General features: G+C 57.7%; 15 protein-coding genes. 9 read left to right on the forward strand and 6 right to left on the reverse strand.

What is annotated here, in order from left to right:
• Positions 1 to 55 precede the first annotated feature (55 nt).
• Positions 56 to 1,498, reverse strand: coding sequence for a neutral/alkaline non-lysosomal ceramidase N-terminal domain-containing protein (locus NA78x_RS06710; protein WP_425617660.1), 1,443 nt, complete (start codon positions 1,496 to 1,498; stop codon positions 56 to 58).
• A 338-nt stretch (positions 1,499 to 1,836) separates the two neighbouring features.
• On the opposite strand from NA78x_RS06710, the gene NA78x_RS06715 reads away from it, so the two are divergent.
• On the forward strand, positions 1,837 to 3,210 hold the full coding sequence (locus tag NA78x_RS06715; protein WP_425617661.1) for a hypothetical protein: 1,374 nt from the start codon (positions 1,837 to 1,839) through the stop codon (positions 3,208 to 3,210).
• A gap of 8 nt (positions 3,211 to 3,218) precedes the next feature.
• On the opposite strand, the gene NA78x_RS06720 is transcribed toward NA78x_RS06715, so the two are convergent.
• The 5 genes from NA78x_RS06720 to NA78x_RS06740 all read right to left on the reverse strand — a co-directional run bounded on the left by NA78x_RS06720 (position 3,219) and on the right by NA78x_RS06740 (position 6,750).
• Entirely contained in the window at positions 3,219 to 3,842 is a 624-nt protein-coding gene (locus tag NA78x_RS06720; RefSeq protein ID WP_425617662.1) for a CPBP family intramembrane glutamic endopeptidase, read from the reverse strand.
• Between the two features lie 9 nt (positions 3,843 to 3,851).
• Entirely contained in the window at positions 3,852 to 4,547 is a 696-nt protein-coding gene (locus tag NA78x_RS06725; RefSeq protein ID WP_425617663.1) for an RING finger protein, read from the reverse strand.
• A gap of 136 nt (positions 4,548 to 4,683) precedes the next feature.
• Positions 4,684 to 5,493 (reverse strand): RING finger protein, encoded by an 810-nt coding sequence (locus NA78x_RS06730; protein WP_425617664.1) that lies wholly within the window; start codon positions 5,491 to 5,493, stop codon positions 4,684 to 4,686.
• Between the two features lie 26 nt (positions 5,494 to 5,519).
• Positions 5,520 to 6,395 (reverse strand): RING finger protein, encoded by an 876-nt coding sequence (locus NA78x_RS06735; RefSeq protein WP_425617665.1) that lies wholly within the window; start codon positions 6,393 to 6,395, stop codon positions 5,520 to 5,522.
• A 151-nt stretch (positions 6,396 to 6,546) separates the two neighbouring features.
• Positions 6,547 to 6,750 carry a hypothetical protein gene (locus tag NA78x_RS06740; protein ID WP_425617666.1) on the reverse strand — a complete coding sequence of 68 codons (204 nt, stop codon included), beginning with the start codon at positions 6,748 to 6,750 and terminating at the stop codon, positions 6,547 to 6,549.
• A 317-nt stretch (positions 6,751 to 7,067) separates the two neighbouring features.
• Here NA78x_RS06740 and NA78x_RS06745 point away from each other — a divergent pair, with 317 nt between their 5' ends.
• The 8 genes from NA78x_RS06745 to NA78x_RS06780 all read left to right on the forward strand — a co-directional run bounded on the left by NA78x_RS06745 (position 7,068) and on the right by NA78x_RS06780 (position 15,004).
• A complete protein-coding gene (locus NA78x_RS06745; RefSeq protein ID WP_425617667.1) occupies positions 7,068 to 7,688 on the forward strand; it encodes a HEAT repeat domain-containing protein in 621 nt (206 codons plus the stop codon).
• Between the two features lie 13 nt (positions 7,689 to 7,701).
• Entirely contained in the window at positions 7,702 to 8,193 is a 492-nt protein-coding gene (locus NA78x_RS06750) for a hypothetical protein (RefSeq protein ID WP_425617668.1), read from the forward strand.
• Positions 8,194 to 8,217: 24 nt separating this feature from the next.
• Positions 8,218 to 8,403 carry a hypothetical protein gene (locus NA78x_RS06755; protein ID WP_425617669.1) on the forward strand — a complete coding sequence of 62 codons (186 nt, stop codon included), beginning with the start codon at positions 8,218 to 8,220 and terminating at the stop codon, positions 8,401 to 8,403.
• Between the two features lie 631 nt (positions 8,404 to 9,034).
• Entirely contained in the window at positions 9,035 to 9,904 is an 870-nt protein-coding gene (locus NA78x_RS06760) for a succinate dehydrogenase cytochrome b558 subunit (protein WP_425617670.1), read from the forward strand.
• A gap of 134 nt (positions 9,905 to 10,038) precedes the next feature.
• A complete protein-coding gene (sdhA, locus tag NA78x_RS06765) occupies positions 10,039 to 12,051 on the forward strand; it encodes a succinate dehydrogenase flavoprotein subunit (RefSeq protein ID WP_425617671.1) in 2,013 nt (670 codons plus the stop codon).
• A gap of 170 nt (positions 12,052 to 12,221) precedes the next feature.
• Complete coding sequence (gene sdhB / locus NA78x_RS06770; protein ID WP_425617672.1) at positions 12,222 to 13,124, forward strand: succinate dehydrogenase iron-sulfur subunit; 903 nt, start codon at positions 12,222 to 12,224, stop codon at positions 13,122 to 13,124.
• A 357-nt stretch (positions 13,125 to 13,481) separates the two neighbouring features.
• Positions 13,482 to 14,486: a DUF1559 domain-containing protein gene (locus tag NA78x_RS06775; RefSeq protein WP_425617673.1), complete on the forward strand. Its 1,005-nt coding sequence runs from the start codon at positions 13,482 to 13,484 to the stop codon at positions 14,484 to 14,486.
• Between the two features lie 98 nt (positions 14,487 to 14,584).
• On the forward strand, positions 14,585 to 15,004 hold the full coding sequence (locus tag NA78x_RS06780) for a hypothetical protein (protein ID WP_425617674.1): 420 nt from the start codon (positions 14,585 to 14,587) through the stop codon (positions 15,002 to 15,004).
• Positions 15,005 to 15,048: the final 44 nt, after the last annotated feature.

Consider the following 15,048-nt stretch of genomic DNA (forward strand, 5'->3'; position numbering starts at 1 on the left):
TCGTCTGCTAGCTAGACAGATGCCGCCCAAACAATCCCGCGAGTGGTTTGGCGGACTAGTTCTTGGCTTGCAGTTCAGCGGCCATCTGGAGCAGTTGAGCAAGCAATTTGTCCGAGGCGGTTGGCTCGAGCCGATTCGTGCCAATCCAGGTTTCGTAACCACCTAAACGATGCTGCCGAGGTGTTGGCAGATAGCCGAAGTAGCCATGCGCGAGAGACACGAGATAGGAATTTGGCAGCGGACTGCGGGATTTGAATTCCAAGCCGATCTCACAAAAGATTTCGCAGGGCATGGTTCCCAGGCAAACATCGCCAACGCGCAGCAGCTGCAGCGGAACCGTCGTGGTTTCTGGATACTCGGCCAGTTTCATCGCCCGCTCGGCATAGATGAACGAGAGATCGCTCTTGCTCTTGGGGCCGGCAGCAATGGTTTCAGTAGCCCATTTCTTCTCCTCCTCAGTTGGACGTCGCCATTTAAGCGTGGGCTCGCGATAAACGGCTCCTAGGCTGACATGATCCTGATACTTCACGTCCTTTAGAGCCGCGTGAATCTTGGTCGCCACGTCTTCGGCGACGTAACGAATTTGTTCGTAAGGCTTCTTGCTGGCGCGCGGCTTCACAAAGTTGATGTTGTTGATATCGCCGCTGGTGCCATTCGCGAGCAGGGCTACAAAGGGCGGCGAATCAACGGCCTGTTCACGTTTTTCCCCTGCGGTCAAAAGCTGCTTCAGGTGTTCGCAGCACACACCGTAATAATCGGCCGAGATATCGTCCTTGCCGACACCGCCGACGTAGTGCAGCGAGTACGTGGCAAAGACAGAAATCGGCCGGCCGCTCGGTTCGCAGACGGAAATAAACGAAATGTTGGGATCGGTCGGACCAGCGGGCTCGATCAAGTTGGGGCTGCCTCCGGGTGGATTCATTTTCACCTGCTCGACCATTCCAAAGGGATTCACCGGAGCAGTTCCAGGCTTCATATGCCAGCGGCGATTGAACACGTGTTCGGGCACTTCGACCTTGCCAAAAGCGATCTTCGCGGGACGGCAGTTGTGCAGTGCGCGGGCCACACCGTCGGCGATTCGCTGGGCGACGAACTGCTGATATTCGTCGAGGGTTTGCTCGTGGGCCAAACGGTTCTTACCCAAGGCGCTGGCGGCCGAATGGGTATGAGTGGCACTGATCAGCACCTGCTCGCGCGTAATGCCAGACTTCTCCGCGATCATCTTGCGAGCCTCTTCGCTCACGGCGCGATGAATGCCGAGCAAATCGCACACAACGATCGCGAGCTTGGTCTGGCCGTCGTCGAGCACGAGGCAGCGAGCATGTAGTTCATCGTGAATATGCTTCGCCGGGTACGGTACAAAGCCGCCAACAATCTCCAGGCCCAGGGGAGGCGTGATGTTGCTCATCGCGGCTCCTGCCTGAAACAGTTCCGCAGCATGCATGGGCAAAGCGACGACAAGGGACAAGAGAAAAGCTGCAAGGTAGGCAAGTTTCATGGTGGGAGTCCGGGCGGGCGGAAGGAGTTGGCACCGTGATATTGCCAAATCGGGCTGCCAATTGCCAGCAGATTTTCTCGGTCGCCAAACGGCGGCAGTCCGCTGCTGCAATACATCGGGACTTTCGATGCGAACCACCAATCGGGTGTACTCACGTTGATAACCGACAATAGCCGGCCGTTTTTGTGCTTTCCCCACCCGAACGCGCGTTAGAATTGTCAGTAGACCGCTTGTCTCTCCTTTAGCCCTCACTTGCCATGTTTCCTAATCGTGAAGCCAAACCGAAGTTCAAGTTTCGTCGGACTCCACCGCCGAACTATCAGCATCGATCCACCAAAATGAGAATCTTCGGTATCGTGGCACTCTTGATGGGCGTGCTGTGGATCGCCGAACGCGCGAGCAAGCCAAATAGCTGGAACTGGTTCTGGCGACTGGAAACCCAGGTGGAAGATGTGAAAAGCCGGCTCGAACCCAAGCTGAGTCGCACTGCTCACGATGAACCGGGAACCATTGTGCAAACGAGCAAACCAGCGCAAGGATCAGACGAAGAGCCGGCGGAAGAACTGCCCGAAGAAGTTCAGCCGGAACCATCCGAACTGGCCTGGCGACAGGGCTGGAAGGAAATCTACAGTCAGCTTGATCCCACGGAGCGAACGCTGCTGTTCGAGATTCTCGCTCAGGGACGTGGCGAACACACCTTGGGACCAGCCTCGCTCGAACAGGCCAGCAAACTGGTGCTGAAGTTGAATGAACAGTGGAATGCTTACGGCGAAGCTGCGTTTCAATCGCTGGCAGAACTGAAGCCCGACGATCGCGATGCCTGGCAAAAGATCCTTCGCGAAGTGAACGACCGCTGGTCTCAGCAAACTCGCCCACCGCTCGAAGCGGCCGCTCAAGGTGCCTCGCTACAGGGAGAACAACTGGCCGGGATCCATTTGTTTCAGAAGTCGCTCGATCGCCTGGCGATGAACCTGATCAAGGACGACACCCCGCTTCGTCCCGACGAAAGCGATATCTGGTTCCGACTGATGACGCAGGCCCAACATACGCCAGATGGCGACCTGCGAAAGCAAGCCGCGACTGACATGACCTACGTTCAATTATTCAAGCAATCGAGCCACTACCGGGGCGATGTGGTGCAGATGCGCGGGATTGTCCGCGGGGCGTGGAAGGCCACTGCCGTTCACAATCCTTGGGGAGTGAAAGATTACTACGTCCTGTGGATTCATCCGCTCGATGGCCCGAACGCTCCAATCATTGTGCATCTGCAAGAACTGCCTGAAGGATTTCCTAAAATCAAAGAACGGTCGGCGGATGGCACCTTAACCAAGCTGCACGAAGATGTGGTCGTGACTGGTTTCTTCTTCAAGCGTCAGGCTTACCTGGGGCTCGATGGCACTTACACGGCTCCGCTGATGATTGCGAAGACGGTTGATTGGAAACAAGAACTCTCTTCCGATGCCCGCTCGGCTGCCCGTCAGTGGGAGGTGACCCTGCCGGGGTTTCTGTGGATCGTGGCCGGAACCTTAGCGGTTACGATGCTCGTCATGGGCTTCATTTATTGGCGAGTGAGGGAGCAAGAGAAGTACAGCCTGCATGACGAGGATGTCGCGACTGCCGATATGTCGAAACTGGGCGATGTGCAGCTGACGCCGACGGTCGAAGAGGGCTTGAAGCAACTCGAACAAGACTTTGTGCGGCGGAAGGATTAGCCACTCATTCAGCCCTCGCGACTTTCGCTCGCGAGATACACCAGCGCGACGAAGTCGTACAACGCGTGGGCAACCATCGCGGGCAGCACACTGCCACTGACAATCATCAACAGGCCAAAGTACGCGCCCGCCAGCGTGGCCAGTGCAAAGTAAGTGTGGCTTAGATAGTGGCACAGTCCGAACAGAATCGACGCTACGGCGAGCGAGCCGATCAGCGCCCAAGGTCCAGGTAACCATTCAGCCAGTCCGGCTTGGATCAGGCCGCGAAAGAGCAACTCTTCTCCAAAGCCGGCGAAACCGGCAATCAACAACAACTGCAGCGCGGTAGCGTCACGCAAGTATCGACCAAGCATCTCGGTCACTTGATCTTTCACCGCACGTAGCGGCTGCCAGCGATCGCCATCACCAACCATCAGCATGAGCACGGCGGGCGCGGTCGCAAACACTCCCCATAAGACGTCGCGCGTGAGTCGCACAAAATCGTGCGCTCCGTCATTGATGCCAAGCTGCATTCCATACCAGGGCGAGAAGCCGAGCAGCCAACCAGCAACCAGCGCAATAGCGGCCAAACCACCTTCGAACAGGACGGTAATGAAGACAAAGCGTTGCGCGGGGGACCAAGATATCTGCACGAAGCAAGCTCACGAGCGCGGGTGGCGATATTTTTTCTGTCCGCAAGCATACACGCTGCACGATCCGAAATAATTCCAGCAATCGAGATGATGAGGCGTGAGGCAACTGGCACAATAGACAATCTTGCCTGCGAGTGCGTCGCCGCACACACGGCACTGCGTATCGATGACCCGCGCCGGGGCAACAGTCGGCAAATATTCAATGCCGGTGGTTCGAGCATCCAGCAGGGCCAGAAAAAGCCGCTCGAAGGCAGGGATCAGCTTCAGCAACTCTGTTTCGCCAGTCAGGATTCCCGACTTGGTAACCCGAAACGTCCCGCCCCCGATGGTCAGATGGAGATTGTGAAAGAACGTGCAAGCGGCCAGTTCCTGGATCGCAGCCTGGGACTCGAATGTCAGGTACTCGCGAAGGATCGCCGCGCTGTTTCCCTGAATGATGAACGCATCATCAAAATGACGAGAACCGATTTCAATGTCCTGCATCCCCAACAGCTTGCCTACGCCGTGGACAATCGTTTGGGGATAGATTTCCAAACGCAGATGGGGATCTGGAAAATGAATCGTCAGACATGTGCTGGATCGCTTGTTCTCGCGGAAGAATTGCAACCTGGCCGCGGTATTGCCGATCCGCAACACCACTTGTGGGAAGTGGAACCAGTCCCCCTGCTCCACATGCCCGTGCCAGCGTGCAGCAATGGCAGCCAATCTGGCCCGTTCGTGCAGTTGATTCAGTCTCGTCAACGAGCCGATGATGATGGCAACTACAATCGCGCCAACAATCAAAAACAGAATAGCCAGGCCATCATTCACAATTGTGGTATTCGCTGAGTCGCTCGAGTTCTTACTTCAATTTGGTGCGATGCTTCTTCTGGCCGCAGCCATACACGGCGCAGGAGCCAAAATACTCCCAGCAATCGGCATGATGGGGCGTTTTGCAGCTCGCACAATAAACGATTTTGGAAACAAGCGGTTCGCCACACACCTGACATTGCGTCTCTTCCGCTTGCCCAACTGTCGCTTCGTTAGCGACAGGAGTGATGAACTCAATGCCACTTCGGCTAGAATAGGCCAGCGTGTGATAGACCATTTCGCACAACGCCACGAAGCGCGTTAGCTCGCCGACGCTGCTCAATCCCGCGTGCTTGGTGATCCGCAATACGCCGCTTTGAATCGACAAGTGCAAGTCGAGCGAGAACACCGCCGCGAAGCGAGCCAGTTCGAAGATCGAAGTTTGCACATCGGCAGTAAAGTAATCACGAATGGCCTTGGGCGAGTTGCCGTTGATTACAAAGGCGTCATCGAACTGCGGCGAGCCAATCTCAATGTCTTCCATCCCCAGCAGCCGGCGAAATTGCTCGACCAGATTCTGCGAGTGGATTTCGACGCGAAAGTTCCGGTCCGGAAACGGAATCGTCAGGTGCGTGTAGCGAATGTTTCTTTGCCGGGTGTAGTGCAGCCGCGCAATGCTGCCATCGATCTTCAGAAATGCATAAGGACTGGCGAGCGGACCACCCGGTTCGACGTAGCCGTCCCATTTCTTGGCGACGACATCGAGGGCGGCCGTGCTGGACGAGGACGTGGCCAAAATGACGATGCCCACGAGCAGCACGAGCACAACCATCACGCAAAAGAATACGGAGGTGTCGTTCACGAGCGGTGTCTCAGCTTGAATTGCCGTTAGCGAGGTTTCGAGGGGCGACCAGGCGGCGAATCATCGGCAGCTTTGTCGGGCTGCACGATGCCGCGGCGCGGCAGCAGATAGATGGTCTCGCGGCAACCGTAGGTGGCGCAGCCTCCCGCGTACTCCCAGCAATCGCGATGATGGGGCGTCTGACAACGACGACAGACCACGATCTCGCCGAGCATCTCTTCGCCACAGATGCGACAGCTGGCGTGATCGATAATCTGCGCCTCGTCATTGGCGACAAATTCGATGCCTTCGGTTTTGGTCAGCAACAGCTGATCGTAAAGCCCCAGCGACATTTCGACGAACCGTTCCAGTTCGTGAACGCGAGACGATTCCCAAACCTTGCGCACCACCAGCCAGCCGGGATAGATCAGCACGACCGTTTCGCTGGCCTCGGGACTCTTACTGAGTCGTTCCAACTGCACGCGCACCCCGGCGCTCAACAGCAAGCGCGCATCGTCGGCTTCTTCTGCCCAGACATTCCACCGCGAACGAAAATCGTCCCAGTCAAATTCCACTTCGGTAAAGTTGCGCAGATCGACTGAGATCTGCCGGCGCGTGAGACGCGGCACCAGCGCCAGATGCACATCGACATCGGACCACTGCACAATCATCTCGAGGCATTTGCGTCCCGAGGTGCCTGGCATCGCATAGACCGAGAGCCGCGCGTACGTCGTGCCATACGGAATTCGCAGCATGGGGTTGCTGAACCAACCGCCACGGCTGAGCGAACCGCCGAACCGCTGCGAGACGGCGGCCAGTGCGCTATTCCAACGCTCGAACCGGGCCGCTGTTTGGCTGAAGATGCCAAACGCCGCCAAGATGGCCACCAGGCCAATCAACAAAAAAACCCCAATGCACTCCACCGCCACTCCTCTGGTCCTGGCATTGCTGCCTGAGTTGGCGACACGTGCAGATCGCTTAACAAGGCTCCGCTCGTTGGGCCCAGCCTTGCGTCACGCGCCACCACACTCATTGTGAGATGAGGGAGGGCTGTTGTGCAATCGCTGGTCGACGCTAGCGGCGCCGCCACCGAACGCGCGGCGAACTACTGCTGGAACTCTTGCTGTGAGTCTTTTCCCACTGCTGGGCACCGTAGTTCACCCCGCTGATGTTGTAACTGGAGTAAGGATTCTTCGAACTGCCCGCCGAAACCGTCACCGTCTCAAGACTAGCGACGACGACGAGCAGCATGATCAAGATCGTAATTCCGCGAGTCATGTTTCGTTCCTTAAAAGAGAGGCTTGCCGACAATTGTCGCAGCGCGCAACGAATAGGCCAGCTTGTGTGAGTTGCTTCTCTGTTAGGCGCTACTCTGTCAGGCGTAATTTGCTGGCAGATGTTACTTTGGCATGGCGGTGCCTGCTCAGGCATCAGCGGCGAGGCCTGTTAAGCGCCAACGATTGTGCCGATTATGGCAGTCGGATTGATTCCCACGAAAGTGTTTCCTCCGGCGGATCGTAGCGGCCGCGATGGACAATTGCGAGGTAAGCGACCATGCTAAAGGGATATTCTTTCGGTTCGCGGGAGGCGAGATCATGTTCAGGCCACAGATCGATTTCAGGATTGGGTTCATCGCAGCAGGCGTGTTGCTGTTGGCCGGTTGTGGCAGCGATCCCTATCCGACCCCGAAGCCCGTCCGTACGCCGGGGATTCAATCGCCGCTGACGGCGGGAGTTCAGCAGGCCACGTACGAAACCAGCCTGACGAACGATCCTTCGCCAGTCATGCAGGTGGCTCGTCCCGTCGTCCCCGAGATTCGTCCTTACGAACAATGGACAGAGCAAGAAGCGGCTGCCGATGCACTGGGGCGCATAGGTCAGCAAGCGATTCCTTATTTGCAACAGGCGCTGCGCAGTCCCGATCCCCTGGTAAAAAAGCAGGCTGCGGAAGTTCTCGCGCGAATGGGGTCCGATGCCAAAACAGCCGTGCCTGACCTAGTGCCGCTACTCGACGACCCCGATCCGGAAATTCGCAAGATCGCGGCCCGCACGCTGGGCCGGATCGGTCCCGATGCAGCCGCAGCAATCCCCGCCCTGATGCGCTCGCTCGTTCAGCCCGAACCGTTGGCTCCGCCGACGCCGCTCGCTCCGCCAGCGCCATTGCCTCCGCTGGATCAGGCTCCCGCGTCGCCCGCACCGGGCTTATTGCCGCGATAAATCGAGAAATCGTATGCGCGAGCAAAGCGTTAGTCTGCACATTCGCGTCGCGCCCGAGGAAGTCACGCTCTGGCATTTCCCACTGCGCGACCGCGGTCTGGGTGCTTGGCTCGCGATGCTCGTGCCGCTACTCGCCGGTTTGCTCGTCGCCTGGCGCTTCGATCAATGGTGGGCCGGCGTCCTGGTCGGTCTAGTCGGGTATGCCGCCATCTGGCGAAATTGGCTGCCGGTGCAGATCTCGCTGGGGGCAACAGGGATCAAAGAACGCTGCCTGGGCTTCGAGCGGCGCATCGGCTGGACCGCGATTCGCTCCTATGAAGTCCGCCGCTTCGGGCTCCTGCTGCTGCCTGATGACAGGCTGACGCGCGTGGCTCCCTTGCGCGGTCTCTATCTGCACTGGGGCAGACAAAAGGGGGAAGTGCTCGCCGTAGTCGAGTACTACCTGCAAGCGTGGGCCGGTGCTGCTCCGCCCAGTACCCACATCATGCAGCGGCTGGTCCGCTAAACCTCGGCCCAGTAGATTTCGGCCATGCAGCCCAATCCGTACGAGTCGCCCCTCAATCGCAACGAGCAAATTCCCGACTCTACAGCGACCCGGCAAGTTCGTAACCTGGCGCTGATTTTCGTGTTGATCTTGGCGGCACTATTTCTCGTGATCTTCACCATCTGCGGGCTCGCCCTGTATGCACTTTTCGTCGTCGCGGCAGCAAGTTGACCACGCGACATCGGAAATAAATAGAAAAAAACAACGAGCCAGACAGTTGACAATAGATCACCATCATGAGTTAATATCGGGAAGTTCTCTCACAGTTTGGTGGTTAAGTCTCATGCCCCGCGCCATGCGGCTGGGCAAGGCCGCGCTCGCGAAGTAGGAGCGGCAGTGGCGTTCGAGACGCCTGTCCAAGAATTAGCCCGGTTGTTGGACAAAGAGGATGAGTGGCAAAAGTAGCCCGCAAGTCGCAAGTGACACACCGGCAGCCACTTCCGACAAAAACCAAGAACTGGTGCCTGTCCAAAAACCCCGGCAATTGTTGGACGTTTTGGTGCTCGTCGAGAAAAACCTGACAGCCAGATCGCCTGACAAGGAACGATTGGTCTGCTAATAGCTCTCGGCCCGCATGGTTCTGATTCCGCCCTGTTGGCAAAGTGCAGGGGACGCCTATACTGATGGCGCTACGCAAAAACAGCGTGCAGTGACGACACCGCTTGCCCTGGCAGAAGATACGTTCAGCCACCGCTGGTTGAGAGCCGTCGAAACTGCCCGTGCCAGCTATTCGCCCCCAGCAGCTAGCCCCGATCACCATTGGCCAACCAGGCCGAGACAGCCGCGGAAAACGAGGACAGCCGTGAAAGATGCGCCGCCGTCAACTTTTCTCTCTCGCAACGAGTTCCTGCTCCGGCGGTTGCACTCGCTGAGCGGCGTGATTCCCGTCGGCGCGTACATGGTGGTGCACTTGCTCACCAACTCGACGGTGCTCGATAGCCCGCTGACCTTTCAAAAGAACGTCTACACCATTCACAGCTTGGGGCAGATTCTGCCGCTGGTCGAATGGGTATTCATCTTCATTCCGCTGCTATTTCACGCCATTTTCGGCGTGGTAATCATTCGCGGCGGCCTGCCCAACAGCAGCACCTATAAGTACGGCAGCAATGTCCGCTACACGCTGCAACGAGCGACCGGCATGATCGCCTTTGTCTTCATCATGTGGCACGTGTTCCATATGCATGGCTGGTTCCATTCGAAGTGGTGGACCGAAGGGGTTGCCGCTCCGCTCGGTGGTCACATGTTCCGCCCGTACAACGCCACGTCGACCGCTGCCGAGGCCCTCTCGCCGCTGATCGTACAATTGCTATATGCCATCGGCATCTTGTCATGCGTATTTCATCTCGCCAACGGTATTTGGACCTTCGGCATTACCTGGGGCGTGTGGATCACACCGGCGGCCCAACGAAATGCCACAATCGCCTGCGTGGTGTTTGGTCTGGCTCTGTCGGTGGTCGGCTTGAGTGCGCTCGGCGGTTTCGCCACGAAGACCAAAGAGCAAATCGAGCAGATTCGCAAAGACGAAGACAAGATGTACGACGCCAAGACCGCCTCGGGTGAAGTGACACCGGCCGATCAAAAGCGCTGGCACGACCATGCCAAGCATGCGAAGGCCGGCGGCTCGGATGCGCCGGTGAATCCGCCTGCTGAACCGGCGGAAGAAACCAAGTAGTTGCGATTGAAGAAGAATGTAGTTGGGTCGAAAGAGGGGCAGCCCCTCACCCCAACCCTCTCCCCGGAGTACCGAGGAGAGGGAGTAAGTGTTTCCCTAGCCTCTAGTTCCTAGCCCCTAGCCCCTTCCCCCTCATGGCAAAGCAACGAGTTTTGATCGTCGGTGGTGGTTTGGCCGGTCTCGCAGCAGCGATGAAGCTGGCCGAACTCGATATCGCCGTCGACCTCATGAGCCTGACGCCCGTCAAGCGTTCGCACAGTGTGTGTGCCCAAGGTGGCATCAACAGTGTGAACGACCTGACCCGCCAACAGGGCGACACCGAATACCTGCACCTGGACGACACGGTGTACGGTGGTGACTTCCTGCAGCATCAGCCTCCGGTCAAGGAAATGACCGTGTGGGGGCCGAAGATCATCGAATTGATGGACCGCCTCGGCGTGACCTTCAATCGTACGCCCGAGGGTTACCTCGATCGCCGTCGTTTCGGTGGCACTCTGTTCAAGCGAACGGCCTTCGCCGGTGCCACGACGGGCCAACAGTTGCTGTATGGTCTCGACGAGCAAGTGCGCCGCTGGGAAACCGAAGGGAAGATCAAGAAGTACGAGTTCTGGGACTTTTTGGGCCCAGTCCTCGACGACGACGGAGTTTGCCGCGGCGCGATTGGCCAAGACCTGACGACCATGGAAATGCGGGCCTTCCCGGCCGATGCCGTGATTGTCGCTTCCGGTGGTCCGGGTTTGATCTATGGCCGTTCGACGATGTCGATGGTGTGCACCGGCAGTGCCGCCAGTCGCTGCTTTCAAGCGGGTGCCAAGTTTGGCAACGCCGAGTTCATTCAGGTCCATCCGACCGCCATTCCTGGTGCCGACAAGCTACGGCTGATGAGCGAGTCGGCCCGTGGCGAAGGTGGTCGCGTGTGGGTGCCCCGCACTCCGCAAGATCCACGCGATCCGCTGGTGATTCCTGAAAGCGAGCGATTCTACTTCCTGGAAGATCGCTATCCGAAGTACAAGAACCTCGTGCCGCGCGATATCGCGACCCGCGAGATCTTCGATATCTGCGTGAACGAAGGACTGAGCGTCGATAAAGATCGGCTGGCCGTCTATCTCGACCTAACACACATCCCCCGAGCTGAACTGAATCGTAAGCTCGGTGGCATTCTCGAGATCTATGAGAAGTTCCAAGGCGTTGATCCTCGCAGCACGCCGATGAAGATCTTCCCGGCGGTTCACTACTCGATGGGCGGCCTGTGGGTCGACTATCAGAAAAGTGGCGACGGCGGTCTGGTGCAAGGTTCGCCCAAGAACCAGGCCACCAACATCCCCAATCTGTACGCGATGGGCGAGTGCGACTATCAGTATCACGGGGCCAATCGCCTAGGGGCCAACTCGCTGCTGAGTTGCATCTTCAGCGGTCTGATCACGGCCCCTGGTATCGAGACGTTGCTGAAGGGTTCGAAGCAAGCCGCTTCGGAGCTTCCTTCGTCGCTCTTCGAACGAGCAATGAAGCAGCAGAAGACGCGCCACGAGTCGCTTCTCAAGCGACCCGCCGGCGGTGAGAACCCGTACCTGATTCACCAGGAACTGGGCGATGTGATGACCAAGGCCGCGACCGTGGTTCGTCGCAACGATCAGCTGCGCGATGCCGTCGCTAAGGTGAAGGAATTGCACGAGCGATCGCACAAGTGCTCGCTCTCGGACTCCGGCGCGTGGACCAACCAGAACGTGGTCTTCACCAAGGCTCTGATCGACATGTTCCCGCTGGCCCTTACGATCTTGCAGGGTGCCTTGGCTCGCGACGAAAGCCGCGGTGCTCACTACAAGCCCGATTTCTCGTTCAAGGCACTCACGGCCACCGAGCCGGCCGAACGCCGTCGCCAGGCTGAGAAGTGGTGCGATGAGTTCGATGCCAACAACGCCAAGTGGTTGAAGTCGACCATTGCCACCTGGGATGGCCAGGAAGTGAAGCTCAGCTACGAAGATGTCGATACTTCGATCGTCACACCGCGGCCACGTTTGTACGGCCTGGTCGGTGCCGAAGAGATCGAAAAGGTTTGGAAGGAACGGCAAGCAGCTAAGGAGCAAGCGGCCGGCAGCAACGGCAACGGTGCCGCAGCGGGCAAGCCCGCGCTGGCTGGTGCTCACTAGCACTGGTTGTTGAATCCTGAAGTAGCCCGACGCGTAAGCGAGGGAGAATTGCGACACAACGTAAAAGTAGAAAATCCCCTCGCTGACGCGTCGGGCTACCTAATGAAGTGTTCGTGTGGATTGTCGAATTCAATTGAATTGTTTTCTCCATCACGGTTTGCAGAATAATCATGGCAGATTCGCATCACGCTAACGGTCACGGTTCTAATGGTCACGGTCATGCCCATGGCCACGACGAACCGGCTGCCAAGCCCGCCACATTCGAAGTTCGCGTGCTGCGCCAAGACGCACCCGGCGAGCCCAGCTACTGGGAACGTCATACGGTGGCGTACGAATCGGACATGAACGTCATCAGCGTGCTGCAGCGCATCGCCGCGAAGGCCACTTCGTCAGAGGGGAAGCACGTCGCGCCCGTTGCCTGGGACTGCAACTGTCTGGAAGAAGTCTGCGGCGCCTGCACGATGGTGATCAACGGCAAGGTGCGGCAATCCTGCTCGGCCCTTGTCGACAAGCTGCTCGCCGATCACCCGGCCGAGATCGAACTGCAGCCGATGACCAAGTTCCCAGTCGTGCGAGATCTGGTCGTCGACCGCAGCCGTTTGTTCCGCGGTCTGCAAAAGGTCAAAGCGTGGATCCCCGCCGATGGCTACTATGACCTAGGCCCTGGTCCGAAGGTTTCGCCCAAGACCCACGAGCAGACGTACCCGCTCAGCGAATGCATGAGCTGCGGCTGCTGCCTCGAGGCTTGCCCGCAGTACCTGAAGGTGGAACTGGTTCGCGATGAGGGCGAAACGGACGAAGCCTTCATCGAGCGGAAGAACAACACCTTCGATACGGAATTCGTGGGTGCTCACGCCATCAGCCAGGCGATGCTCTTCAATATGCATCCCACCGGTGCGATGAACGCCGGCGAGCGCTTGGAAGCGCTCACGCAAGAAGGCGGCATTCAGGTCTGCGGCAATGCCCAGAACTGCGTCGCCGTTTGCCCGAAGCGGATTCCGCTCACCACGAGCATCGCTCGGGCCGGTCGTGCCACGACGCTGCATGTGCTGAAGAAGTGGTTTGGCAGCTAAGCGCGAGACGTCGATGCGGTGGTTACTCGCGACTATCTGTCGCGTTCGGCCAAGCCTCGTCAGCAGTTAACCTGTAATTCGCGCAAAAATGCTTTACTCCCTCGATAGTGGAGTAGAAGTCTTTCGCAACCGTACCTATTGTTGGATGAACGGATCGAACTGCGTTGTTTTCTGCCAGAGGCAAGCCTCCATTCATCAGCATGTCCAAGCTGATTGAACGGTAGACAGCAATTCGATTTCCAGCCGTAATTTTCCTCTCCCCATCTTTGGCTGCCAATTTGGCGCCGCCTTGATTCGTCCGCTGGGCGATCGTGTATCGCTTCGCGCGCGTATCAAATTTCCTTAGGAACCGTGTGAATGAAGCACTCTCATTTCTTGCGTCGGTCCGGGTTTACGCTGGTCGAACTGCTTGTCGTGATCGCCATTATCGGCGTGCTGGTCGCTCTGCTGTTGCCTGCGGTTCAAGCCGCGCGTGAAGCAGCTCGCCGCACCCAATGCGCAAATCACTTGAAGCAAATTGGTCTGGCCACTCACAACTTTCACGACACTTACAACAAGCTGCCGGTTGGCGCGTACGATGACGACAACAACAACTTTTGCTGGCGGACCTGGATCCTGCCCTTCGTTGAGCAAACGGCACTCTACAACCAAATGAGTTCGGCCGGTATGTTCATTCCGCCCGATATGGGTGGCGGCCGTAACGGTCCTGCGGGCGCCGATAACATCGACAATGCCTTTCCTACCAAGGCCCATCATATTAGCCAGATCACGGCTGTTTCCGATTTGTGCAAGACTAAGTTGAACTTTTACATGTGCCCCTCGGACACCCTGCCGGAACGCGACAACGACGGTTACTACAAGACCAACTACTGCGGCAACATTGGACCCGCGCTTAGTGTCGGCTCGGCAACCCCCACAACATGCGCAGGCGTGAAGGGTAAGGATCAGCTGGGCGTGTTCCTGATGGCCAATGACAATGTCGAGACCTGGACCACATCGTTGGCCGCAATGACCGATGGTACCAGCAACACTATTATGGCCGGCGAGGTTAGTGAAACATCGGAAATCAGCCGCACTCGCACTAACGATGGCAAGTATCCAATCTGGGCTGGTGGTAACAACAACGGTAGTTGCAACGGCACCGCCGGTTCGGCTGGAGTGTTTCGTTTTGTCGACCCCAACTACTTCATCAATCGTAAGGTTGGTGTCGAGTCGAACATGAGCTTTGGTAGCAAGCACCCCGGTGGTGCTCAGTTCGTTCTGGGTGACGCTTCGATCCGTTACATCAATGACAGCATCAACACCGTGGTTTACCGTGCGGCTGGCACTCGCAGCGACGGTGAGTCGGATATGCTGCCGTAGTTTACGACGAAGCAAGTCCTTGATTTTCCTGCACGCCAGAGAGCACTTTCTCTGGCGTGTTTTGTTTCCCACCTCTCTCAAGCAAGATTGATCTGAACATGATTCGCTATACACTCCTTGCGACCGTTGGCTTACTTGTCCTCTCTGGCTGCGGTTCGAAGTCCAATTCGGTGAAGGGCAAGGTGACGTTCAACGGTCAGCCCGTAACCGGCGGCTCGCTGACATTTCTGCCGCAAGTAGACGGAACTTCCACCGGCAGCGAAGTCGGTAAGCCGGCAGTAGCGACTGTCGGTAGCGATGGTTCCTACAGCGTAGTTCCTGGTTCAGATGGTGGGGGTGCCATCGCCGGTAAGCATCGCGTCACCTATTCTGCACCCGTGGCGGAAACTCCGGCCGGTGTCGAGTACAAGCCGGGCCAAGGCCCGCCTCTTTCGCCCTTTCACGGCCTGCGCCCCAAAGAGGAAATGGTCGAGGTGAAGGCTGGAGCCAACACGCTGGATATCGAACTGGTGAAGTAGCTTGCGGGGGCGTCGTGCCCAGAGAGAAGAGCCGCCGAGTAGCA

It is taken from the genome of Anatilimnocola aquadivae (assembly GCF_049819085.1).
GTDB lineage: Bacteria > Planctomycetota > Planctomycetia > Pirellulales > Pirellulaceae > Anatilimnocola.

Coding starts and splice junctions, on each gene's coding strand:
- NA78x_RS06715 (WP_425617661.1), top strand. CDS start 1,837: ATGAGAATCTTCGGTATCGTGGCACTCTTGATGGGCGTGCTGTGGATC.
- NA78x_RS06755 (WP_425617669.1), top strand. CDS start 8,218: ATGCAGCCCAATCCGTACGAGTCGCCCCTCAATCGCAACGAGCAAATT.
- NA78x_RS06750 (WP_425617668.1), top strand. CDS start 7,702: ATGCGCGAGCAAAGCGTTAGTCTGCACATTCGCGTCGCGCCCGAGGAA.
- NA78x_RS06710 (WP_425617660.1), bottom strand. CDS start 1,498: ATGAAACTTGCCTACCTTGCAGCTTTTCTCTTGTCCCTTGTCGTCGCT.
- NA78x_RS06745 (WP_425617667.1), top strand. CDS start 7,068: ATGTTCAGGCCACAGATCGATTTCAGGATTGGGTTCATCGCAGCAGGC.
- sdhA (WP_425617671.1), top strand. CDS start 10,039: ATGGCAAAGCAACGAGTTTTGATCGTCGGTGGTGGTTTGGCCGGTCTC.
- NA78x_RS06740 (WP_425617666.1), bottom strand. CDS start 6,750: ATGACTCGCGGAATTACGATCTTGATCATGCTGCTCGTCGTCGTCGCT.
- NA78x_RS06780 (WP_425617674.1), top strand. CDS start 14,585: ATGATTCGCTATACACTCCTTGCGACCGTTGGCTTACTTGTCCTCTCT.
- NA78x_RS06775 (WP_425617673.1), top strand. CDS start 13,482: ATGAAGCACTCTCATTTCTTGCGTCGGTCCGGGTTTACGCTGGTCGAA.
- sdhB (WP_425617672.1), top strand. CDS start 12,222: ATGGCAGATTCGCATCACGCTAACGGTCACGGTTCTAATGGTCACGGT.